The organism is Microbacterium fluvii, assembly GCF_025515205.1.
Lineage (GTDB): Bacteria > Actinomycetota > Actinomycetes > Actinomycetales > Microbacteriaceae > Microbacterium > Microbacterium fluvii.
The window spans coordinates 1,754,385-1,776,223 of record NZ_JAOPFX010000001.1; the positions used below are offsets into that span (position 1 = coordinate 1,754,385).

General features: G+C 71.4%; 21 protein-coding genes. 4 read left to right on the forward strand and 17 right to left on the reverse strand.

Annotated elements, in window-relative coordinates; all coding sequences use genetic code 11:
• Positions 1–12: 12 nt before the first annotated feature.
• From OAW74_RS08180 to OAW74_RS08195, 4 genes are all read right to left on the reverse strand, one after another.
• The gene (locus OAW74_RS08180) at positions 13–672 is read right to left on the reverse strand and encodes a ribonuclease HII (RefSeq protein ID WP_262873799.1); all 660 of its coding nucleotides are present in this window, start codon (positions 670–672) and stop codon (positions 13–15) included.
• Positions 669–1,412, reverse strand: a complete 744-nt coding sequence (lepB, locus tag OAW74_RS08185; protein WP_262873800.1) for a signal peptidase I — start codon at positions 1,410–1,412, stop codon at positions 669–671. Before lepB ends, OAW74_RS08180 begins: the two co-directional genes overlap by 4 nt.
• A gap of 114 nt (positions 1,413–1,526) precedes the next feature.
• Positions 1,527–1,874 (reverse strand): 50S ribosomal protein L19, encoded by a 348-nt coding sequence (gene rplS / locus OAW74_RS08190; RefSeq protein WP_262873801.1) that lies wholly within the window; start codon positions 1,872–1,874, stop codon positions 1,527–1,529.
• 169 nt (positions 1,875–2,043) lie between these two features.
• Positions 2,044–2,541, reverse strand: a complete 498-nt coding sequence (locus tag OAW74_RS08195) for an MFS transporter permease (protein WP_262873802.1) — start codon at positions 2,539–2,541, stop codon at positions 2,044–2,046.
• 58 nt (positions 2,542–2,599) lie between these two features.
• Between OAW74_RS08195 and map the strand changes: the two genes are divergently transcribed.
• Complete coding sequence (gene map, locus OAW74_RS08200) at positions 2,600–3,382, forward strand: type I methionyl aminopeptidase (RefSeq protein WP_262873803.1); 783 nt, start codon at positions 2,600–2,602, stop codon at positions 3,380–3,382.
• A 7-nt stretch (positions 3,383–3,389) separates the two neighbouring features.
• On the opposite strand, the gene treZ is transcribed toward map, so the two are convergent.
• From treZ to rpsP, 7 genes are all read right to left on the reverse strand, one after another.
• Positions 3,390–5,120: a malto-oligosyltrehalose trehalohydrolase gene (gene treZ, locus OAW74_RS08205; protein WP_262873804.1), complete on the reverse strand. Its 1,731-nt coding sequence runs from the start codon at positions 5,118–5,120 to the stop codon at positions 3,390–3,392.
• Positions 5,117–7,477 carry a malto-oligosyltrehalose synthase gene (gene treY, locus OAW74_RS08210; RefSeq protein WP_262873805.1) on the reverse strand — a complete coding sequence of 787 codons (2,361 nt, stop codon included), beginning with the start codon at positions 7,475–7,477 and terminating at the stop codon, positions 5,117–5,119. The genes treZ and treY overlap by 4 nt, the downstream gene beginning before the upstream one ends.
• The gene (gene glgX / locus OAW74_RS08215; protein WP_262873806.1) at positions 7,474–9,687 is read right to left on the reverse strand and encodes a glycogen debranching protein GlgX; all 2,214 of its coding nucleotides are present in this window, start codon (positions 9,685–9,687) and stop codon (positions 7,474–7,476) included. Before glgX ends, treY begins: the two co-directional genes overlap by 4 nt.
• 69 nt (positions 9,688–9,756) lie before the next feature.
• Complete coding sequence (gene trmD / locus OAW74_RS08220; protein WP_262873807.1) at positions 9,757–10,434, reverse strand: tRNA (guanosine(37)-N1)-methyltransferase TrmD; 678 nt, start codon at positions 10,432–10,434, stop codon at positions 9,757–9,759.
• Positions 10,435–10,439: 5 nt separating this feature from the next.
• Positions 10,440–11,063: a ribosome maturation factor RimM gene (gene rimM, locus OAW74_RS08225; RefSeq protein ID WP_262873808.1), complete on the reverse strand. Its 624-nt coding sequence runs from the start codon at positions 11,061–11,063 to the stop codon at positions 10,440–10,442.
• A 1-nt stretch (position 11,064) separates the two neighbouring features.
• Positions 11,065–11,295: an RNA-binding protein gene (locus tag OAW74_RS08230; RefSeq protein ID WP_262873809.1), complete on the reverse strand. Its 231-nt coding sequence runs from the start codon at positions 11,293–11,295 to the stop codon at positions 11,065–11,067.
• Positions 11,296–11,718: a 30S ribosomal protein S16 gene (gene rpsP, locus OAW74_RS08235; RefSeq protein WP_262873810.1), complete on the reverse strand. Its 423-nt coding sequence runs from the start codon at positions 11,716–11,718 to the stop codon at positions 11,296–11,298.
• A 192-nt stretch (positions 11,719–11,910) separates the two neighbouring features.
• Here rpsP and OAW74_RS08240 point away from each other — a divergent pair, with 192 nt between their 5' ends.
• The gene (locus tag OAW74_RS08240) at positions 11,911–13,071 is read left to right on the forward strand and encodes a glutamate--cysteine ligase (RefSeq protein ID WP_262873811.1); all 1,161 of its coding nucleotides are present in this window, start codon (positions 11,911–11,913) and stop codon (positions 13,069–13,071) included.
• Between the two features lie 156 nt (positions 13,072–13,227).
• On the opposite strand, the gene OAW74_RS08245 is transcribed toward OAW74_RS08240, so the two are convergent.
• Complete coding sequence (locus OAW74_RS08245; RefSeq protein WP_262873812.1) at positions 13,228–14,031, reverse strand: TrmH family RNA methyltransferase; 804 nt, start codon at positions 14,029–14,031, stop codon at positions 13,228–13,230.
• A 68-nt stretch (positions 14,032–14,099) separates the two neighbouring features.
• Here OAW74_RS08245 and OAW74_RS08250 point away from each other — a divergent pair, with 68 nt between their 5' ends.
• Entirely contained in the window at positions 14,100–14,948 is an 849-nt protein-coding gene (locus OAW74_RS08250) for a Sir2 family NAD-dependent protein deacetylase (protein WP_262873813.1), read from the forward strand.
• A 19-nt stretch (positions 14,949–14,967) separates the two neighbouring features.
• Positions 14,968–15,573, forward strand: a complete 606-nt coding sequence (locus OAW74_RS08255; RefSeq protein WP_262873814.1) for a histidine phosphatase family protein — start codon at positions 14,968–14,970, stop codon at positions 15,571–15,573.
• Here the strand turns inward: OAW74_RS08255 and OAW74_RS08260 are convergent.
• The 5 genes from OAW74_RS08260 to OAW74_RS08280 are packed head-to-tail and all read right to left on the reverse strand — an operon-like array spanning position 15,563 to position 21,787.
• A complete protein-coding gene (locus OAW74_RS08260; protein WP_262873815.1) occupies positions 15,563–16,387 on the reverse strand; it encodes an HpcH/HpaI aldolase/citrate lyase family protein in 825 nt (274 codons plus the stop codon). The genes OAW74_RS08255 and OAW74_RS08260 overlap by 11 nt on opposite strands.
• A gap of 9 nt (positions 16,388–16,396) precedes the next feature.
• Positions 16,397–16,900: a MaoC family dehydratase gene (locus tag OAW74_RS08265; protein WP_378733622.1), complete on the reverse strand. Its 504-nt coding sequence runs from the start codon at positions 16,898–16,900 to the stop codon at positions 16,397–16,399.
• Positions 16,897–18,048 carry an acyl-CoA dehydrogenase family protein gene (locus OAW74_RS08270; protein WP_316250210.1) on the reverse strand — a complete coding sequence of 384 codons (1,152 nt, stop codon included), beginning with the start codon at positions 18,046–18,048 and terminating at the stop codon, positions 16,897–16,899. Before OAW74_RS08270 ends, OAW74_RS08265 begins: the two co-directional genes overlap by 4 nt.
• Positions 18,045–20,210: an acetyl/propionyl/methylcrotonyl-CoA carboxylase subunit alpha gene (locus tag OAW74_RS08275; RefSeq protein ID WP_417568597.1), complete on the reverse strand. Its 2,166-nt coding sequence runs from the start codon at positions 20,208–20,210 to the stop codon at positions 18,045–18,047. The genes OAW74_RS08270 and OAW74_RS08275 overlap by 4 nt, the downstream gene beginning before the upstream one ends.
• A complete protein-coding gene (locus tag OAW74_RS08280) occupies positions 20,210–21,787 on the reverse strand; it encodes a carboxyl transferase domain-containing protein (protein WP_262873817.1) in 1,578 nt (525 codons plus the stop codon). Before OAW74_RS08280 ends, OAW74_RS08275 begins: the two co-directional genes overlap by 1 nt.
• Between the last annotated feature and the right edge of the window lie 52 nt (positions 21,788–21,839).

The following is a 21,839-nucleotide window of genomic DNA, read 5'->3' on the forward strand; positions in this document are numbered from 1 at the left end:
CCTACGGCCGCTTCAGAACAGCGTCGGCGCATCGGCGATCGACCACGACGCCCGGTGCAGCGGGCTGAGCCCCTGGGCCCGGATCGCCTCGCGGTGCTCTGGGCTGGCATAGCCCTTGTTGCGGGCCCAGCAGTAGGCGGGATGCTCGTCGTGCAGGCGCACCATCAGCTCGTCTCTGGCGACCTTGGCGATCACCGATGCCGCGGCGGCGCTCGCGCAGTCGCGGTCGGCCTTGATCACGGGTCGCACGTCGAGTCGCGTGCCGGCGGCCGGATTGATGTAGTCGTAGTTGCCGTCGAGCACGACGACCGCGTCGGCTGCCACCACCCCGTGGGCCTCGAGGTCGGCGAGGGCGCGCGCGGTGGCGAGACCCAGTGCGCGCATGATGCCGATCTCGTCGATCTCGGCGGCGCTCGCCCACCCGACGGCGCTCGCGGCCACCCAGTCGGCAGCCCGGCGGGCGAGGTCGGCCCGGCGAGGCTCCGGCACGAGCTTGGAGTCTCGGAGCCCCACGGGGATGCGCTTTCGCGCGCGCGGCGCGTCGATCATGACGGCGCCGACCGCGACCGGACCGGCCAGAGCCCCTCTCCCGACCTCGTCGCACGCGATCACGAGCGCGTGCTCGCGCAGCAGGCGGCGCTCGAGGGTGAGGCGGGGCTCGACGACCGTCACTGCGAAGACGCCTCCGGATCGGGTACGCCGGCGAAGACGTCGTGATGACTGTCGAGCGGGCCGAATCTGTCGAACGGCCAGGTCAGCAGGAACGCGCGGCCGACGACGTTGTCGAGGGGCACGAAGCCCTTGCCCGGCTGGTCGGTGTTGTAGCGGGAGTCCTTCGAGTAGTACCGGTTGTCGCCCAGCACCCACAGGCTCCCCTCGGGCACCGTGACGTCGAACGGGTCGGCCGAGGCCGCCGTCTGCCCCTCCGGGAGCTTGAGGTAGGCGGTCTCGTCGATCGGCACGCCGTTGACGGTGATCTGACCGATCGCGTTGCAGCACACGACGTGGTCGCCGGGCAGTCCCACCAGTCGCTTGACGAGGTGGTCGTCGCTGTCGGAAGCCGAGAGCCCGACGAGCGAGAGCACCCAGTCGACGGCTTCGACGAACGGCGACTGCTGCTCCTGCGGGCTCACCGGCAGCCATCCGCCCGGGTCTTCGAAGACGATGACGTCACCGCGCTCGTAGCCGCCGAAGCGCGGCGTGAGCTCGTCGACGAGGATGCGGTCGTTGACCAGCAGCGTGTCTTCCATCGACGACGACGGGATGTAGAACGAGCGCACGAGGAACGTCTTGACCAGGAACGAGACCAGCACCGCGATGATGACGATCACCACGACGTCGCGCGCGAACGAGAGCCAGCCGCGCCGGCGGTCGCGGCGGGTGGCGGGTGCGGCGGTCTGCTCGGTGGTCATCGGTACCCTCCCCGGCGCACGTGCACCGCTGGTGTCAAGGTTCGCACATTCTGCAGCGACGACGACGCCCCGAGGACGGATCCTCGGGGCGTCGACGTGAAGTCGCGGGGCGCGTCAGTTGTCGCGCTTCTCCTTGATCTTGGCCTTCTTGCCGCGGAGCTCGCGCAGGTAGTACAGCTTGGCGCGGCGGACATCGCCACGGGTGACCAGCTCGATGTGGTCGATCACGGGGCTGTGAACCGGGAAGGTGCGCTCGACGCCCACCTGGAAGCTGATCTTGCGCACGGTGAAGGTCTCGCGCACACCGTCGCCGGAGCGGCCGATGACGACACCCTGGAAGACCTGGATGCGCGAGCGGTTGCCCTCGGTGATGTTCACGTGCACCTTGACGGTGTCACCGGGGGCGAAGGACGGGATGTCCGAGCGGAGGGATGCCGCGTCGACGGCGTCGAGGATCTGCATGATCGTCACTCTCTGCGACCGCCACAGGTCGAACGCGAAGGATTGGGTAAGAGGTCGTTCCGTGCCCGAGGTCGCTGACGATTTCTCCCGCGACCGCTCCCCTGTGGCAGAGCCGATCAGGGCACAAACGTCAATTCTGCCATGGATGCGGCATACCCGCCAAAACGGGTCAGCTCCGCTCGTCGGTGCGCTTCTCGTTGATCACGAAGATCTCCGGCTCCCCCGCCCGCGCGCCGGGCGCGGCATCCGTGGGCGGCGGGATGTAGGCGGCGCCGGCGCTCGTGCGCAGCGTCGCACCGGGTCGCGCCTCGCTCCACAGCTGCGACAGCAGCATCCAGAACATCGCGATGCCGACCGCGACGGTGATGAAGAACACCGGCCACCACCACGACGGGTCGAAAAGGCCCAGCGCGATGATCAGCACGTGCCAGGCGCCGAAGCCGGCGACATCGGTCCAGGAGACGGCCCGGTGCGCCCGCACGGTGCCGCGGGCACGCACCAGAAAGGTGAACACCAGCTGCAGCACGAACACGATCGGGATCGAGAGGAACACCCACAGCAGCGCCCAGGCGCTCGCCCCGAACGCGATCCAGCCGATCAGCAGCCATGCCGGCAGAACGAACGCCGCCGGGATCAGCCAGCCGTACATCGCGCGACGCACCCACATGCCTCGATGCTACGCCCCGCGCGCATCGGCGAGAATGGAAGTCGTCGAGAGGAATCCCATGATCGAACTGCGCACCCCGGCCGAGATCGACGCCATGCGCCCGGCCGGCCGCTTCGTCGCCGAGACCCTGGCGACTCTGCGAGCCGAGACCGCGGTGGGCACCAACCTCCTCGCGATCGACCGCCGCGCCCACGAGTTGATCCGAAAGGCCGGAGCGGAGTCGTGCTACATCGACTACCACCCCTCGTTCGGCGCCAGTCCGTTCGGAAAGGTCATCTGCACGTCGGTCAACGACGCCGTGCTGCACGGGCTGCCGCACGACTACGCACTCAGGGACGGCGATCTCGTCTCGCTCGATTTCGCCGTGTCGATCGACGGCTGGGTGGCCGACTCCGCCGTGTCGTTCGTCGTCGGCACGCCGCGCGACGAAGACCTGCGGCTGATCGAGACCACCGAGCGGGCCCTCGACGCCGCGATCGCGGCCGCCACGGTCGGGCACCGCATCGGCGACATCTCGCACGCGGTCGCGCAGGTGGCGCACGGCGAAGGCTACTCGATCAACACCGACTTCGGCGGACACGGCGTGGGCCGGGTCATGCACGGCGACCCGCACGTGCCCAACGACGGCAAGCCGAACCGCGGCTATCCGCTGCGGGCCGGCCTCGTGGTCGCCCTCGAGCCGTGGTTCCTGGCGACGACCGACGAGCTGGTCACCGACCCCGACGGGTGGACGCTGCGCAGCGCCGACGGGTCGCGCGGTGCACACTCGGAGCACACCGTCGCGATCACCGCGGACGGACCCATCGTGCTCACCGACCGTTCGTTCCTCGGCGTCGACTGACGACGCCTCAGCGCGGCGCGACGACGATCGCCGAATCCGGCGGCAGCCGCACGTCGCCCGCGGCGACGGCGACGGCCTCGACCGTGCTCAGCAGCACGTCGACGTCGCCGACGGCGAACGCCACCGCATCCGCCGTGAGGTTGACGAGCACCTCCAGCTCGCCCCGACGCAGCCGATAGCTGCGGTGAGCGGGATCGATGCCCTCGTCGGCCTCCGCCGACAGCGACGACAGCGCAGGGTCGGTGAGTTCGGGACGCATGCGGCGCAGCCGCGCCAGATCGCGATACAGCGCGAGCAGCCGCGCATGGTCGCCGCCTGTCGCCTCCGCCCAGTCGAGGTGCGAGCGCTCGAAGGTCGCGGGATCCTGCGGGTCGGGCACCACAGACGGATCCCAGCCCATCTGCGCGAACTCCCTGACGCGGCCCTCCGCCGTGGCGGCGCCGAGCTCGGGCTCGGGATGCGAGGTGAAGAACTGCCACGGCGTCGAAGCGCCCCACTCCTCGCCCTGGAAGAGCATGGGCGTGCCGGGCGCGGTGAGGGTGAGCACGGCCGCCACGGCGAGCCGTCCGTACGGCATCGTCTGGCTGAGCCGGTCGCCGGCGGCGCGGTTGCCGATCTGGTCGTGGTCCTGCGCGAAGGTCACCAGCCGCCACGCCGGCAGGTCGTCGGGCAGCGGCGCGCCGTGGTCGCGGCCGCGGAACGACGAGTGCGTGCCGTCGTGGAAGAACCCGCCCACCCACACCTTTGGCAGCGCCTCGAGGGCGGCGAAATCGGCGTAATAGCCGACCGTCTCTCCGGTGAGGGCGACGTGCACGGCGTGGTGCCAGTCGTCGCTCCACTGCGCGTGCAGGCCGTAGCCGCCGGCCTCGCGCGGCAGGACGAGGGTCGGATCGTTCAGGTCGCTCTCGGCGATGAGCGCGAGCGGCCGGCCGAGGTGGGCCGACAGCGCGTCGGTCGCCTCGGCGAGCTGCTGCAGCACGTGCGGCGAACGCTCGTCGTGCAGCGCGTGCACGGCATCGAGCCGCAGCCCGTCGACATGCAGATCGCGCATCCACATCAGCGCGTTGTCGACGATGAAGGCGCGCACGACGTCGTCGTCGAGGTTGACGCTGAGGCCCCACGTGTTGCTGTGCGCGTCGCGCAGGTACGGGCCGAACTCGGGCAGGTAGTTGCCGCTGGGACCGAGGTGGTTGTAGACGACGTCCTGCACGACGGCCAGGCCCTCGCGGTGCGCGGCGTCGACGAACCGCTGATAGGCCCGCGGCCCCCCGTAGCCCTCGTGCACGGCGTACCAGGCGACGCCGTCGTATCCCCAGTTGTGGGTGCCGTTAAATCCGTTCACCGGCAGCAGCTCGATGTGGGTGACCCCGAGTGCGGCGAGGTGCCCGAGCCGGTCGATCGCCGCGTCGAGCGTTCCCTGCGGGGTGAAGGTGCCCACGTGCAGCTCGTAGATGAGCCCGCCCGCCAGCTGGCGCCCCGTCCAGCGCTGATCCGTCCACTCGAACGCCCGGGGGTCGAACCACGCCGACGGCCCGTGCACGCCGTGCGGCTGACGCCGCGACCGCGGGTCGGGGCGGGCGGCCTCGAGCTCGCCGAGCACGAAGGCGTATTCGGCGCCGTCGGCCAGTTCGATGCCGGCGCGCCACCATCCGCCCGCGGATGCCGTGAGCTCCAGATCCTGCTCGCCCTCGCGGCGCAGCCGCACCCGCTCCGCCCGCGGGGCCCAGACTTCGATCATGACTCCTCCTCGGTCGCCAGCAGCGCCACCGGATAGTCGGCCAGCACCTCCGCCATCGGCACTTCGCCGCCGCCGAAGCGGCGCCCCGTGATGACGTCGACCGTCGGCCCCTCGTGCCTCAGCAGCACCGCGTCGCCCCAGCCGCCGCGGTCGGCCAGGCCCGCGGGCAGCCGTGTGGCCACCGCGACCGCTCCCCCTCGATCGAACGCGACCGCGTGCGCGGCGGCCGCGCCGGTGATCGTCATCGGCGTGCATCGGGTGAACAGCTCCGGCCGGCCGCGGCGCAGCCGCAGCGCCCGGCTCGTGACCAGCAGCTTGGCGGCGCCGATGTCGTCGATCAGCGGCAGCGGGTGTTCTGCGTCGAGGTCCGCCAGCATCCGCCGACGTGCGTCGTAGTCGACCGGGCGCCGGTTGTCGGGGTCGACGAGCGAGAGATCCCACAGCTCGGTGCCCTGGTAGACATCGGGCATGCCGGGCCCGGTCAGCTGCAGCAGCTTCGCCGAGAGGGCGTTCGACCGGCCGAACCCGGCGATCTCGGCGACGAACGCGTCGAGCACCGTGCGCGCCGGACCGACGGCCGCATCGACGACGGCGTGCACGGCGCTCTCGAAGGCCGCATCGGGCTCGGTCCAGCTCGTGCGCTCCTTGGCCTCGCGCGCCGCCTTCTCGGCGTAGGCGTGCAGGCGGTCGGCCGATGCCGGCCACACCCCCACGACCGCCTGCCAGAGCAGGTTGTCGAAAGGTCCGTGGCCGGTGGTGGCGACCTGCCGCAGCTGCGTGAGCACGTCGCTCCAGCGATCGGGGCGCTCGCCGAGCACCGCGATGCGCGCCCGCGCGTCTTCCGACCGCTTCGTGTCGTGCGTCGACAGCGTCGTCATGGCGTGCGGCCACTGCGCCTGCCGCAGCGCGAAGGCGCGGTGCAGCCCGTCGACGTCGAGGGCGAACACCGACGGATCACCGCCGACCTCGGTCAGGCTCGTGAGGCGCGTTCGACGGTAGAACGCGGTGTCTTCGACGCCCTTGGCCATGACCGGCCCCGTCGTCTGCTCGAAGCGCACGGCCAGGGCGGACCCTGCCGCCCCGACGGCCGGCAGCAGGTCTTCGATAGCGGCGGCGAGGTCGGGGCGCCGGCGGGCGGCCTCGGCCGCCGTCTGAACCAGGATCGCGCGACCGGCGGGCAGGTAGCTGCGGTACACCGGGAAGCAGGCGAGCAGCTCGGCGACGGCATCCGCGCGCACGGCGTCGGGCGTCGACGAGGCCGGGAGCTCCCGTACGAGGCGGGCGACCTCCGCGGCGAGCGCCGTGTCGGCGACGGCGCGTTTGGTGTCGTGCGCCTCGTCGAGCCAGGGCTGCACGGGGGCGAGCCCCGTCTCGGCGCGCAGGCGGGCGTCGAGTTCGGTGAGCGCGCGCTCCCCCGCCGGGTCGACCAGCACTCTGTCGATCTCGGCGAGCGCGTCGTACCCCGTCGTGCCGTCGGTCGCCCACCAGCCCGGCAGCGCCTCGGGGTGGTCGGTGGCGGCGTGCTCGAGGATCTTCTCGACGACCACATACGGCTCGCGGCGCCCGCGCAGCGCTGAGCGCAGCGCACCGTCGAGCCGGTCGAGGTAGCCGCCGGGATCGGCGAGTCCGTCGGGGTGGTCGATGCGCAGGCCGTCGACGAGGCCGTCGCGCACCCAGCCGAGGATCTCGGCGTGGGTCTCATCGAACACCCACGGCACCTCGACCCTGACCCCGGCGAGCGAGGTCACGGTGAAGAACCTGCGGTAATTCAGCCGGGCGTCGCCGTCGCGCCAGAACAGGAGCCCCCAGTGCTGAGCCGACAGCACCTCGGCGACCGTTCCCGCCCCGGTGCCTTCGGCGAGGGGAAGCTCGTGCTCGAAGTAGCGCACGACGCCCTCGTCGGCGTCGACGACGACGTCGCCGAGCGCGTCTTCCAGGGGCGCGCCGAGGATCGGCAGCAGCACCCGCCCCTCGCCGGCGTCCCAGTCGATGTCGAACGCCTCGGCGTAGCGCGATGCCCGCCCGCGGGCCAGCACGTCCCACCACCACGCGTTCTGCCGCGGGTCGCCGACGCCCATGTGATTGGGCACGATGTCGACGACGACGTCGAGGCCCGCCTCGTGCGCCGCGTGCGCGAGGCGCTCGAGCCCCGCTCGTCCGCCGCGCGAGACGTCCACCCTGCTCGGGTCGACGACGTCGTAGCCGTGCGTCGAGCCGGCCGATGCCTGCAGCAGCGGCGACAGGTAGACGGCGCCGACCCCGAGATCGCGCAGGTACCCCACGACGTCGGCGGCGGCATCCAGATCGAAGTCCGCCGTGATCTGGAGGCGGTACGTCGACGACGGGAGTCGGGTCACCGCGAGACTTCCGCCTTCGGAGCGGCCGCCGGCACCTCGTCGATCGAGACGGTGTGCGCCTGCGCGAGCGATGCCGCGACCGAGTGGTCGCCGTCGGTGTCGGGCACCGTGTGCTCGCGCAGCACCATGAGCGAGCGGGGAAGCAGGGTGACGACGTCGCCGGGGGCGAGCGTCAGATCGCCTGCGTGCTCACCGGCGGTGTCGACGATGACGTCCCAATCGGGGCTGAACGACACGTCGGGCACCTGGAACTCGACCGCGCCGTCGCCGGCGTTGAACAGCACGAGGAAGTGCCGGTCGGTGATGGCCGACCCTCGGCGGTCGCGCTCGCGGATGCCGTTGCCGTTGAGGAACATCCCGACCGCCCGGCCGAAGCCCGATTCCCAGTCCTCGGGCTGCATCTCGGTGCCGTCGGGGCGGAGCCATCCGATGTCGGGGATCTCCTCACCCTCACGTCGGCCGACGGGTCGACCGTCGAAGAACCGGCGGCGGCGGAACGAGGGGTGCTCCCTGCGGAGTCTGGCCACGGCCGCGGTGAACTCGATCAACGGCAGATCCGCGGACTCCCAGTCGACCCAGGTGAGCTCGTTGTCCTGCGCGTAGCCGTTGTTGTTGCCCTGCTGCGTGCGGCCGAGCTCGTCGCCGTGCAGCAGCATCGGCACGCCCTGACTCAGCAGAAGGCTGGCCAGCAGATTGCGCTGCTGGCGCGCGCGGAGGGTGAGCACGGCGGTGTCGTCGGTGGGGCCTTCGACGCCGCCGTTCCACGAGCGGTTGTCGTCGGCGCCGTCGCGGCCGTCTTCGCCGTTGGCCTCGTTGTGCTTGTCGTTGTACGAGACGAGGTCGCGCAGGGTGAACCCGTCGTGCGCCGTGACGAAGTTGATGGATGCCACGGGGCGCCGCCCCGAGTGCTCGTAGAGGTCGGCCGAGCCCGTGATGCGCGAGGCGAACTCGCCGAGCGCCTGCGGTTCGCCGCGCCAGAAGTCGCGCACCGTGTCGCGATACTTGCCGTTCCACTCCGTCCACTGCGGCGGGAAGTTGCCCACCTGATAGCCACCGGGGCCGATGTCCCACGGCTCGGCGATGAGCTTGACCTGGGAGACCACCGGATCCTGCTGCACGAGCTCGAAGAAGGCCGCCAGGCGATCGACCTCGTAGAACTCGCGGGCGAGGGTGGCCGCCAGGTCGAACCGGAACCCGTCGACGTGCATCTCGAGCACCCAGTAGCGCAGCGAGTCCATGATCAGCTGCAGCGTGTGCGGGTTGCCGACGTTGAGGCTGTTGCCGGTGCCCGTGTAGTCGGTGTAGTAGCGCTTGTCGCCGTCTTCGACCCGGTAGTACGCGAGGTTGTCGATGCCCTTCATCGACAGCGTGGGGCCGAGGTGATTGCCTTCGGCGGTGTGGTTGTAGACGACGTCGAGGATCACCTCGATGCCGGCCGCGTGCAGGGCCCGCACCATCCCCTTGAACTCCTGCACCTGGCCGCCGCGCTGCGCAGAGGCGGCATAGGCGTTGTGCGGTGCGAGGAAGGCGATCGTGTTGTAGCCCCAGTAGTTCGACAGCCCCTTCTCCTGCAGCGTCGAATCGTTGACGAACTGATGCACCGGCATGAGCTCGATGGCCGTCACCCCGAGCTTCTTGAGATGCTCGATGATCGCGGGGTGGGCGATGGCGCTGTAGGTGCCGCGGATCTCTTCGGGGATCGCCGGATGCCGCATCGTCAGGCCCTTGACGTGCGCCTCGTAGATGAGGCTCTCGGAGTAGGGCGTCTTGGGCTGGCGATCGCCTCCCCAGTCGAAGAAGGGGTTGATCACGACGCCCTTCATCATCGCCGCGGCCGAATCGTCGTCATTGCGCGAATCGGGGTCGCCGAAGTCGTAGCCGAAGACCGACTGGTTCCACTGAACCTGACCGTCGACGGCCTTCGCATAGGGGTCGAGCAGGAGCTTGCTGGGGTTGAAGCGCCGACCGGATGCCGGGTCGTACTCGCCGTGCACGCGATAGCCGTACCGCTGCCCCGGGCCGATGTTGGGGAGATACGCGTGCCACACGTAGGCGTCGACCTCGACGAGGTCGACGCGTGTCTCGCCGCCGCGCTCGCCGAACAGGCACAGCTCGACGCGCTCCGCGCCCTCGCTGAACAGCGCGAAGTTCGTGCCGTTCCCGTCGAATGTCGCCCCGAGGGGATAGCTGGATCCTGGCCAGGTGTGCATGCGAACCTTCCGCTCGGGTGCTCCCCACCCTAGTGCCGGAGGATTCACCCGCAGGGGGGCTTGCGCCGGTCAGCCGAGCAGGTCAGGACGCCGCTCGCGGGTGCGCTCGAGCTGCTGCTCGCGGCGCCACCGGGCGATCTCGCCGTGGTTGCCGCTCAACAGCACGGGAGGCACCTCCAGCCCCCGCCACTGCTGCGGCTTGGTGTAGACGGGGTACTCGAGCAGGCCGTCTTCGTGCGACTCCTCGACGAGGCTCTCCGGGTTGCCGACGACGCCGGGGATGAGGCGGGTCACCGCCTCGACGACCGCCATCGCGGCGACCTCTCCGCCATTGAGCACGTAGTCGCCGAGGCTCACCAGACGCACCCGCCCGCGCTGGGCGTAGTGATCGACGACCCGCTGGTCGATGCCCTCGTAGCGGCCGCAGGCGAAGACGAGCTGCGCCTCGTCGGCGAACTCTCTGGCCAGCTTCTGCGTGAACGGCTCGCCCGCCGGGGACGGGACGATGAGCACGCCGTCGTCGGCGAGGATCTCATCGAGCGCCTCACCCCACGGCTCGGGCTTCATGACCATGCCGGCACCGCCCCCGTAGGGCGTGTCGTCGACCGTGCGGTGACGGTCGTGGGTCCACGCGCGCAGGTCGTGCACGCCGATCGTGACGATGCCGCGCTCACGCGCCTTGCCGATCAGCGAGACGTCGAGCACATCGAAGAACGTCGGGAAGATCGTGACGATGTCGATGCGCACCGGCGTCAGTCCTCGTCGGAGTCGTGCGGGCCTTCGTCGGGCTCGGTGTCGCCGTCGGGCAGCGCCTCGAACAGGCCAGCGGGCGGGGTCACGACGACGCGACCGGCTGCGACGTCGACCTCAGGCACGATCGCCTTGACGAACGGCACGAGGATCTCGTCGTCTTCGGCCCCCTCGACGGGGCGGACGATCAGCAGATCCTGAGCGGGCAGGTGGTCGACGCGGGTCACGCGGCCCACGACCTCGTCGTCGCGCACGACGTCGAGGCCGACGAGCTGATGGTCGTACCACGCGTCGTCTTCGACCGGGGGGGCCGCGGCATCCTCGTCGATCCACAGGATCGCGCGCACGAGTTCGTCGGCGCCTGAGCGGTCGTCGACGCCCTCGAAGAAGGCGACGGGATGACTATTCATCCAGCGGAACTCGCGCACCGTGAGGGTCTTGCCGTGCCACGGCGACGAGGTGGGCACCTGCAGAGTGAAGGTGGCGCCGGGGACGAAGCGCCCGTCGGGGTCGTCGGTGTAGAGCTCGAGTTTGAGCGCACCCTTGAGACCGTGCGCCTTGACGAGGCGGCCGACGCGCAGCTGCGTCTTGCCTGACCCCTTCGAGCCGGAGGCCTGTGCGGCCACGTCAGTCGTCCGCGACGTCGACGCGGACGCGCTTGCCGTCGGCCAGCGCAGCGATGAGGGTGCGCAGGGCCTTGGCCGTGCGTCCGCCGCGCCCGATCACGCGCCCACGGTCGTCGGGGTGCACACGCACCTCCAGCACGTCGCCGCGGGGCGACGTGGACGAGTGGATGCGGACGTCGTCAGGGTGATCGACGATCCCCTTGACGACGTGCTCGAGCGCGGCGGCCAGCACTTACTCGGCCGACTCGTCGGCGGCGTCCTCGGCGGGCGCCTCGGCGGCGGGAGCGGGCTCCTCGGCCTTCTTCTCAGCCTTGGGCTTGATGACCGACTTCTTGGCGGCGTCGACCGAGAACTCGGCCTTGGCGTCGGCGGTCTTCACGGTCGAGACGGCGTTCTTGTCGCCCTTGAACTTGCCCCAGTCGCCCGTCAGCTTGAGGATGGCGGCGACCTGCTCGGTCGGCTGCGCGCCGACCGACAGCCAGTACTGCGCGCGCTCGGAGTCGACCTCGATGAACGAGGGCTCCTCGGTGGGGTGGTACTTGCCGATCTCTTCGATGACACGACCGTCGCGCTTGGTGCGCGAGTCGGCCACGACGATGCGGTAGTACGGCGCACGGATCTTGCCCAGGCGCTTGAGACGGATCTTGACAGCCACGATTCTCCAGAATGTGTGAAAGGAAACGAACCGGTCGCCTGGAGCGTGGGGTGCACACCCGGCGGAAGCTCTGCGGAGGACACCCACACCGGATAGAGGGTCGAGCGGGGCGTCCGACCCTCTATTCTGCCAGATCACGACGCACGTCGCGAACACCGGGGCGCGCGAGAGCCGACGTGTCAGACTGTGCCGATGACCGTGCCCTTCGCACCCTCCGCCCGATCCTCGGTGGGCCTGGAGTGGGAGCTCATGCTCGCCGACGCCGAGACGGGCGACCTCGTGGCTCGAGGGCCCGAGATCCTCGAGGGGCTCGAAGAGGCTTCCGCGCTCGAGCGGTACACCGTGACCGGAGAGCTGCTGACCAACACGGTGGAGGTCACCAGCGGCGTCGGCGACACGGTCGCCGCCGCCGTCGACGACATCGCCGACGCGATCGAGGCGGTGCGCACCGTGTCGGACCCCGCCGGCATCGCCCTGCTGTGCGCAGGGAGCCACCCGTTCGCCCAGTGGTTCGACCAGAGCGTGACCGACAAGACCCGCTACCACAAGCTCATCGAGCGCACGCAGTGGTGGGGGCGCAACATGATGATCTGGGGCATCCACGTGCACGTCGGGGTCGACGATGTCGACAAGGTGCTGCCGATCGTGAACGCGCTGGCCACGTATCTGCCGCATCTGCAGGCGCTGTCTGCCTCGAGCCCGTTCTGGGCGGGCGAGCGCACCGGCTACGCCTCCAATCGCGCCCTGGTGTTCCAGCAGCTGCCGACCGCGGGGCTCCCTTGGCCGCTCGAGACCTGGGCGGAATACGAGTCGTACCTCGACGACATGGTGCGCACGGGGGTCATGGAGGATGCCACCGAGGTGCGCTGGGACATCCGGCCCGCTCCGCGCTGGGGCACCATCGAGGTGCGCGCGTGCGACGGCATGTCGACGCTGCCCGAGCTCGCCGCCGTCGCGGCGCTCGTGCAGACGCTCGTCGAAGACTTCTCCCGCCGGCTCGACGAGGGCGAGACCCTGCCGCGCCTGCAGCCCTGGTATGTGCGCGAGAACAAGTGGCGCGCGGCCCGTTACGGCCTCGACGCGCGCGTCATCGTGGATGCCGAGGGCACGCAGCGCCCCGTCGTCGAGCACCTGCGCGAGACGATGGAGCGCATCGGCGACATCGCCGTGGAGCTCAAGTGCGCCAAGGAGTTCGCCGGCGTCTCGGCCATCCTCGATCAGGGCGCCAGCTACGCCCGTCAGCTCATGGTCGCCGATGCCGCCGAGGGCGACCTGCGCGAAGTCGTGCAGCACCTGATCCGCGAGTTCCGCGCCGGTCCCACCCTGCGCGAGCACCTGGCTCAGCTGCGCTGAGCGGCAGCATCCGCCGTCTTCTCGTGCGCGAGATCGGGAGACCTCGCCTCTCCCGGCCCGCGAGATCAGGAGATCTCGCCTGGACAGGACGATCGGATGCTGAACGACCTGTCCCGGCCGGATCACCTGATCTCGCACAGGCCCCGGAAGCCGGCCTCAGCGGCGGCGCAGCTCCCACAGAGCGACGGCGCTGGCGGCGGCGACGTTGAGGGAGTCGACCCCACCTGCCATCGGGATCGTCACGACCGTGTCGGCCTCGGCGAGCGCGCGGCGCGAGAGCCCATCGCCCTCGGCGCCGAGCATGAGGGCGACGCGCTCGTGGCCCGCGGCGGCGAAGTCGTCGAGGGCGACGGCGCCGTCGGCCAGGGCGAGCGCCGCCAGGTGCAGTCCCGCCTCCCGCAGCATCGGGCCGGCCTCGGTCCACTCGGGCAGCCGGGTCCACGGCACCTGGAAGACCGTGCCCATCGACACCCGCACGCTGCGCCGGTACAGCGGATCGGCGCACCGCGGCGCCACCAGCACCGCGTCGGCGCCGAGCCCGGCGGCGGCGCGAAAGATCGCGCCGACGTTGGTGTGGTCGACGATGTCTTCGAGCACGACGACCAGACGCGCCCCGGCGACGACCTCGGCGACCGGGCGCATCGCCGGGCGGTGCATGGCGGCGAGGGCACCGCGGTGCACGGCGTAGCCGGTGAGCCGCTCGGCGACCTCGGCCGTCACGACGAGAACCGGCACATCGCGCCCGGCGAGGAGCTGCTCGAGGTCGCCCAGCCACTTCTCCTGCACGAGCACCGAGCGCGGCGCATGCCCCGCGGCGAGCGCCCGCGCGATGACCTTCGCCGATTCGGCGATGTAGAGGCCGCCGGCCGGCTCCTGCACGCGGCGCAGGGCCACATCGGTCAGGTCGCGGTAGTCGGCCAGGCGCGCGTCGGCGGCATCGTCAACTCGTTCGATCCGCACCCGTCCACTCTCGCACGCCGTAACACGCCCGAAAACCGCGGAGCCTAGACTCGCGGCGAGGGGATGACGTGACCACCACCGCAGCTTTCGACACCGCGACGACGGATGCCGTCGCCGCCGCCGTCGACGCGCTTGCAGGGCGCCGCATCGCCGTGCTCACCGGCGCCGGCGTGTCGACCGACTCCGGCATCCCCGACTATCGCGGCAAGGGAGCGCCGGTGCGCACGCCCATGACGGTGGACCAGTTCCTCGGCAGCGACGCGGCCCGCCGCCGCTACTGGGTGGGCAGCCACCTCGGCTGGCAGTCGTTCGCCGCAGCCTCCCCCAACACCGGCCACCGCGCCCTCGCCGACCTCGAGCGCAGAGGCATCGCCTCGGGGATCGTGACGCAGAACGTCGACGGACTGCACGTGCGCGCCGGAAGCCGACGCGTCGTCGAGCTGCACGGCACCATGCGGCGCGTCTTCTGCACCCACTGCGGCCAGGTCTTCGACCGCCGCGACCTCGCCAGCCGGGTCGAAGCCGACAACCCGTGGATCACGGTGCCCGAGAACGTTCCGCTCGGCCCGGACGGCGACGTGCTGCCCGAGAGCACCGAGGGCTTCCGCATCCCCGCCTGCAGCGTCTGCGGAGGCATGCTCAAGCCCGACGTCGTGTTCTTCGGCGAGTTCATCCCGGCCGAGAAGTTCCGCGAGGCCGAGCAGGTCGTGCGCACGAGCGATGCGCTGCTGATCGCAGGATCCTCGCTCGTGGTCAACTCCGGCATCCGACTGCTCGAGCGCGCCCGGCGGCGCCGGCTGCCCGTCGTCATCGTCAACCGCGGCGCGACGCGGGCGGATGCTCGGGCCACCGTCAAGATCGACGCCGGCACGAGCGAGGTGCTCGCCGCCCTCGCCTCGGCGCTGCCGGAGCTGTGAGCCCGGTTACCCTCGAAGGGTGACGATCCTCACCCTCGTGCGCCACGGCGAGACCGACTGGAACAGCCAGCGCCGCATCCAGGGCTCCACCGACATCCCGCTCAACGACACGGGGCGGGCGCAGGCGCGGGATGCGGCGGCCTCGCTGCGCGAGCTGCTGCCGGCCGATGGGCCCATCGCCATCGCGACGAGCGATCTGTCGCGCGCGCGGGAGACGGCCCAGATCATCGCCGAGGGGCTCGGCGTCGACGGGCTGCGACTGTACCCGCAGCTCCGCGAGCGCGGCTACGGCGAGGCCGAGGGGCTCGACGTCGCCGAGTTCCGCAGCCGATGGGGTGAGTGGCACGATGCCGAGGTCCCCGGGGCCGAGGCGTGGCCCGACGTGCGGGTGCGGGGCCTCGAGGGCCTGCGCGCAGCCGTGCGCGACGCGCACCTCGACACGGCGCCGGTGGCGGCATCCCTCATCGTCGTGAGTCACGGCGCACTCATCCGCGAACTCATCCGCCACGCGACCTCGGGCGAGTTCCCGCTGCCGGGCGAGCGGCTGGGCAATGCGTCGCTGCATTCGCTGCGCTACGAGCGCGACCGCATCACGCTGCTCTCGTACGACCCCGTCAGCGCGTAGCCCTGGCGACCGTCTCGCGAGCGTGACGGAGCACGGGCTCGTCGATCATGCGCCCGTCGTGCACGAACACCCCGTCGGCGTGCGCAGCGGCCGCCGCCAGCAGCGCTTCGGCGGCACGCACCTGCGCCGCCCCCGGCCGGTAGGCGCCGCGGATCACCTCGACCTGCCCCGGATGGATGCAGGCGGTCGCCGCGAAGCCGGAGGCCGCGGCGTCGCGCGCCTCCTGTCGCAGGCCCCTGAGATCATCGATGTCGAGGTGCACGGCGTCGATCGCGGCCTTGCCTTCTGCCCCCGCCGCCAGCAGCACGCGGGCGCGCGCGTGCCGCGCCACGTCGCGATAGCGGCCAGAAGGCCGGCGGCTCGACGTGCCGCCGAGGCTCGCGACGAGGTCTTCTGCACCCCACATCAGCGCCACGACGTTGTGCTGCTCGGCGATGCGCTCGGCGTGCACGACGCCGCGCGCCGTCTCGAGCAGCGCGACCACCGCGAAGCGCGGGTCGAGCCGTGAGATGCGCTTGGGCGATTCGGCCTTGGCGAGCATGATCGTGCGGTAGTCGGTCTGCGACAGCGTCGCGAGGTCGGAGACGAACTCGGCGGAGCCCAGCGGATTGACCCGAACGATCACGCGGTCGGGGTCGAGGTGGCTGTCGATGAGCGCGCCGCGGGCGGCGGCCTTGGCCTCGCCCGCGACGGCGTCTTCGAGGTCGAGGATCACGGCATCCGCGCGGTCGAGGGCCTTCTCGAACCGCTCGGGCCTGTCGGCGGGGCAGAACAGCAGGGCGGGCCCGAGAGAGAAGGTCGGCGTCGACGTCATGCCTTCACGCTACCCGCGTGCACCGGGGACGTCGGATGCCGGCCGGCACCGCACCAGCACGGTGCGGGTCGCGACGGCGACGATCTCGCCGTGCTGATTGCGGCCGGTGTGGGTGAGGGTGACGATCCCCTCGCCGGGGCGGGAGGCCGACGGGCGCGCGGCGACGACCTCGGTGTCGGTCGACAGGGTGTCATCCGGAAACAGCGGCGCCGGGAACGAGATGTCGCCGAAGCCGAGCTGGGCCACGAGCGTGCCCTGCGTGAGCTGGGCGACCGACATGCCGACCATCGTCGCGAGGGTCCACATCGAGTTGACGAGAGGGCGGCCGAACGGCTGGGTCTGGGCGTACGCCACGTCGACGTGCAGCGCCTGCGGGTTCATCGTCAGGGCGCTGAAGAGGGCGTTGTCGGCCTGCGTGATCGTGCGGCCCGGTCGGTGCGCGAAGCGGGCGCCGACCTCGAACTCCTCGAACCAGAGGCCGCGCTGCTCGATCGGCTCGCCCACGGCGCTCACGCCACCCCGAGTGCGCGGGCGATGACGAGCAGCTGCACTTCGCTGGTGCCCTCGCCGATCTCGAGGATCTTCGCGTCGCGGAAGTGCCTGGCCACCGGGTACTCGTTCATGAAGCCGTTGCCGCCGAAGATCTGGGTGGCGTCGCGCGCGTTGTCCATCGCTGCGTCGCTCGCGGTGAGCTTGGCGATGGCCGCCTCGGTCTTGAAGGGCTTGCCCGCATCGCGCAGGCGCGCCGCGTGATGCCAGGCGAGGCGCGCATTGTGCACGCGCAGCTGCATGCGGGCCAGCACGAACTGCGTGTTCTGCCGCCTCGAGAGCGCCTCGCCGAAGACGGTGCGCGTGGCGGCGTAGTCGAGCGCTGCCTCCAGACACCCCTCCGCGGCGCCGGTGGCGAGGGCGGCGATCGCGATCCGCCCCTCGTCGAGCGTGTACAGGAAGTTGGCGAACCCTCGGCCGCGCTCGCCGAGCAGGTTCCCCTCCGGAACGCGCACGTCGGCGAAGCTCAGCGGGTGGGTGTCGGAGGCGTGCCAGCCGACCTTGTCGTAAGCCGGCTCGACGGTGAAGCCGGGCGTGCCGCCCGGCACGATGATCGTCGAGAGCTCCTTGCGCCCGTCGCGCTCCCCCGTGACGGCGGTGACCGTCACGAACCGCGTGATGGCGGTGCCGGAGTTGGTGATGAACTGCTTGGAGCCGTTGATGACCCACTCGCCGCCGTCGAGGCGCGCCGTCGTGCGGGTGGCCCCGGCATCCGACCCCGCTTCGGGCTCGGTGAGCCCGAAGCCGGCGAGCGCGCGGCCCGCGAGCAGGTCGGGCAGCAGCTCCGCCCGCTGCGCGTCGGTGCCGAACCGGTGGATCGGCATGGCGCCCAGGCCCACGGCCGCCTCCAGGGTGATCGCGAGCGACTGGTCGACGCGGGCGATGCCCTCGATCGCGAGGCCCAGCGCGAACAGGTCGCCGCCCTGGCCGCCGACCTCTTCGGGGAAGGGCAGACCGAACAGGCCGAGTTCGCCCATCTGCGCGACGACGTCGAGCGGCAGCGTCTTGGTGCGGTCGGCCTCGTACGCCACCGGCGCGACGACGGTGTCGGCGAACTCGCGCACCATCGCGGAGAGCTCGCGCTCCTCGTCGGTCAGGTCGTAGCTGATCATGCGGTCTTCCCTTCTGGGGTCTCGGCGACGCGGGCCAGCACCTGGTCGCGTCGCACCTGGTCGCCGGCGGCGACCAGCAGTGTCACGGTGCCCTCGTGGGGGGCCGTGACGGGGTGCTCCATCTTCATGGCCTCGATCGTGAGGATGCGGTCGCCTGCGGCGACGGAAGCGCCCGGCTCGACGTGCATCGCGACGACGGCGCCGGGCATCGGCGCGCGCAGATCGGGGTCGGCCGCGCCCTGCGGGCGGTGGGCCTCGGCGAGCCGCCGCTCCATCGCCGCGCGGCGGTCGATCGGCCGCAGCCGCCACATGCCGCCGTCGGCATGTACCCATACACCTCCCTCCGCGTCGATCGCCGCGGTGGCCCCTGCATCCCCCCGCAATGTGGCACTTCCGGCCGCTCCCCCCGCCGCCGAGCGACCGGAACTGCCAACTTGCGGAGAGGAAGTAGTGACCGCGGCGGCCGGCGAGCCGGAGCTTCCGTGCGGGGAGGGAGGCGCGGTGTGCACGCGCCCCGCGTCGTCGAGCAGGGCGATCGGCGCGGGCTCGGCGTCGACGCCGAGCCGCCAGCCGGGCAGCGCGTGCCACGCTTCACCCGCGCGAGACCCGTGTTCGGCCGCGAAACCACCCGCGGGAGCGAGGGTCTCGCTCACGCAGGCGGGTCTCGCCGGGGCAGATGCGGGTCTCGACGAGCGGAAGGGCGCGGATGCGGATGCCGCGAGCGTGGCGGCGGCAGCCGCCTCGAGCACGGCGCCGGTCGGCGCGGGGTCGCTGTAGGGCGGGAGGCGGTCGATGAGGCCCGTGTCGAGGTCGCCCTCCTGAACCGCGGGGTCGGCCAGCAGCATCCGCAGGAAGCCGACGTTGGTGTCGACGCCCAGCACCACGGTGCCCTCGAGCGCCGCGTCGAGCCGCTCGAGGGCGCCCGCACGATCCGCGTCGTGCGCGACGACCTTCGCGATCATGGGGTCGTAGTCGGCGGTCACGCTCGAGCCCGTATCGACAGCGCCGTCGGTGCGCACCCTGGGGGCCGCGCGCCAGGCGAGCACCTCGCCGGTCGCGGGGAGGAACCCTCGGGCGGGGCTCTCGGCGTAGACCCTCGCCTCGATCGCGTGGCCGGTCAGCACGACGTCGTCCTGCGCGAGGGCGAGCGGGAGGCCCGCCGCGATCCGCAGCTGCTGCTCGACGAGGTCGATGCCCGTGACGAGCTCGGTCACGGGATGCTCGACCTGCAGCCGCGTGTTCATCTCGATGAAGAAGAAGTCGTCCGGCCGATCCCCCGCCACGAGGAACTCCACCGTGCCGGCTCCGCGGTAGTCGACGGATGCCGCCGCGGCACAGGCCGCGGCTCCGAGCCGCGCACGGGTCGCCGCGTCGACCACCGGCGACGGCGCCTCCTCGATCACCTTCTGGTGGCGCCGCTGCAGCGTGCACTCGCGCTCGCCGACGTGGATCACGGCGCCGTGCGCATCGGCGAGCACCTGCACCTCGATGTGCCGCGGGCGCTCGATCAGGCGCTCCAGCAGCAGCGTGTCGTCCCCGAACGCGGCCGCGGCGACGCGCCGCGCGGTGGCGAGCGCTTCCGGCAGCTCGGCCGCGTCGCGCACGATCTGCATGCCCTTGCCCCCGCCGCCCGCGGAGGGCTTGACCAGCAGGGGGAGCCCCGCGGTCTCGGCGGCGACGGCGATCTCGGCATCCGTCATGCCGACCGCGCTGAACCCCGGCACCGTCGGCACGTCGTGCGCGGCGACGTGCGCCTTGGCACGGATCTTGTCGCCCATGACTTCGAGGGCCCGCTCCTCCGGCCCGACGAAGACGATGCCGCGCGCAGCACACGCCCTGGCGAACGCCGCGCTCTCGGAGAGGAAGCCGTAGCCGGGGTGCACGGCCTGCGCCCCCGTGTCTTCGGCCGCCGCCAGCACCGCGTCGATCGACAGGTACGACTCGGCGGCCGCGGCCGGCCCGATGCGCACCGCGACGTCGGCCTCGCGCGCGTGCGGCGCATCGGCGTCGGCGTCGCTGTAGACGGCGACCGAGCGGATGCCGAGGCGACGGAGCGTGCGGATGACGCGGCGCGCGATCTCGCCGCGGTTGGCGACCAGAACGGTGTCGAAGAGCGGTTGGTGAGCCTGCCCCGGTTGGTGAGCCTGTCGAACCACGGCCATCACATCCGGAAGACGCCGAAGCGCGGGTCGGGAAGGGGAACGCGGGAGACGACGTCGAGGGCGAGCCCGAGGAGGTCCCTCGTGCGCAGCGGATCGACGATTCCGTCGTCCCACAGCCGCGCCGTCGCGTAATACGGGTCGCCCTGCCGCTCGTACTGCGCGCGGATGGGCTCTTCGAAGGCGGTGCGGTCGGCATCCGCCCACTCCTGCCCGGCCGCGGCGAGCTGGTCGCCCTTCACCGTCGACAGCACCGAGGCGGCCTGCGGCCCTCCCATCACCGAGATGCGCGCGGCGGGCCAGCTCCACAGGAACCGCGGCGAGTAGGCGCGGCCGCACATCGAGTAGTTGCCGGCGCCGAACGAGCCGCCGATGATGACGGTCAGCTTGGGCACGCGCGTGGTCGCGACGGCGGTGACCATCTTGGCGCCGTCTTTCGCGATGCCGGCGACCTCGGCGTCGCGGCCCACCATGAACCCCGAGATGTTCTGCAGGAACAGCAGCGGAATGCCGCGCTGGTCGCACAGCTCGATGAAGTGGGCGCCCTTGAGGGCGGACTCTCCGAAGAGCACGCCGTTGTTGGCGACGATCCCCACCGGGTGGCCGTGCAGCCGCGCGAAGCCGGTGACGAGGGTCGTGCCGTAGAGCGCCTTGAACTCGTGGAACGACGAGCCGTCGACCAGCCTCGAGATCACCTCGTGCACGTCGTAGGGCTGGTTGACGTCGACCGGCACGAGGTCGTAGAGCTCGGCCGCGTCGGCCGAGGGCGCGACGACCGGCTGCACCTCCCAGGCGGGGGCAGCGGGCGCCGGCAGCGTCGCGACGATGTCGCGCACGATCTCCAGCGCGTGCTCGTCGTCGTCGGCGAGATGATCGACGACGCCCGAGCGTCGCGCGTGGAGGTCTCCGCTTCCGAGCTCCTCCGCCGAGACGACCTCGCCGATCGCGGCCTTGACCAGCGGCGGGCCGCCGAGGAAGATCGTGCCCTGCTCGCGCACGATCACCGTCTCGTCGCTCATCGCCGGCACGTAGGCGCCGCCGGCGGTGCACGATCCGAGCACGGCGGCGATCTGCGGGATGCCGGCCGCCGACATGCGCGCCTGGTTGAAGAAGATGCGCCCGAAGTGATCCCGATCGGGGAAGACCTCGTCCTGCATCGGCAGGAACGCGCCGCCGGAGTCCACGAGACTGATGCACGGCAGCCGGTTCTCGAGGGCGACCTCCTGCGCACGCAGGTGCTTCTTGACGGTCAGGGGGTAGTAGGTGCCGCCCTTGACGGTCGCATCGTTGCAGATGACCATGACGTGGCGGCCGTGCACCAGCCCGATGCCGGCGATGACCCCGGCGGCGGGCGCCTCCGCCCCATAGAGGCCTTCGGCTGCCAGCGGCGCGAGTTCGAGAAAGGGACTGTCCTCGTCGAGCAGCCGCGTGACGCGGTCGCGCGGCAGCAGCTTGCCTCGGGCGACGTGCCGCGCGCGGGAGGCCTCGGGACCTCCGAGGGATGCCGCGGCCAGCCGCTCGCGGAGACGCTCGGCGAGCTCTGCCTGGGTCGTGGCGGTCGCCACAGCATCCATCGTCATTCCTGTCTCCGTCGACAGCCGGGCGGCTCGCGCCCTATAGTTAGTGCCCATT

Bases quoted from the DNA above. Each gene is read 5' to 3' on its own strand.
- lepB (WP_262873800.1), bottom strand. From the start codon at position 1,412: ATGACCACCGAGCAGACCGCCGCACCCGCCACCCGCCGCGACCGCCGG.
- rplS (WP_262873801.1), bottom strand. From the start codon at position 1,874: ATGCAGATCCTCGACGCCGTCGACGCGGCATCCCTCCGCTCGGACATC.
- OAW74_RS08195 (WP_262873802.1), bottom strand. From the start codon at position 2,541: ATGTGGGTGCGTCGCGCGATGTACGGCTGGCTGATCCCGGCGGCGTTC.
- map (WP_262873803.1), top strand. From the start codon at position 2,600: ATGATCGAACTGCGCACCCCGGCCGAGATCGACGCCATGCGCCCGGCC.
- treZ (WP_262873804.1), bottom strand. From the start codon at position 5,120: ATGATCGAAGTCTGGGCCCCGCGGGCGGAGCGGGTGCGGCTGCGCCGC.
- glgX (WP_262873806.1), bottom strand. From the start codon at position 9,687: ATGCACACCTGGCCAGGATCCAGCTATCCCCTCGGGGCGACATTCGAC.
- OAW74_RS08240 (WP_262873811.1), top strand. From the start codon at position 11,911: ATGACCGTGCCCTTCGCACCCTCCGCCCGATCCTCGGTGGGCCTGGAG.
- OAW74_RS08260 (WP_262873815.1), bottom strand. From the start codon at position 16,387: ATGACGTCGACGCCGACCTTCTCTCTCGGGCCCGCCCTGCTGTTCTGC.
- OAW74_RS08270 (WP_316250210.1), bottom strand. From the start codon at position 18,048: ATGATCAGCTACGACCTGACCGACGAGGAGCGCGAGCTCTCCGCGATG.
- OAW74_RS08275 (WP_417568597.1), bottom strand. From the start codon at position 20,210: ATGGCCGTGGTTCGACAGGCTCACCAACCGGGGCAGGCTCACCAACCG.
- OAW74_RS08280 (WP_262873817.1), bottom strand. From the start codon at position 21,787: ATGACGATGGATGCTGTGGCGACCGCCACGACCCAGGCAGAGCTCGCC.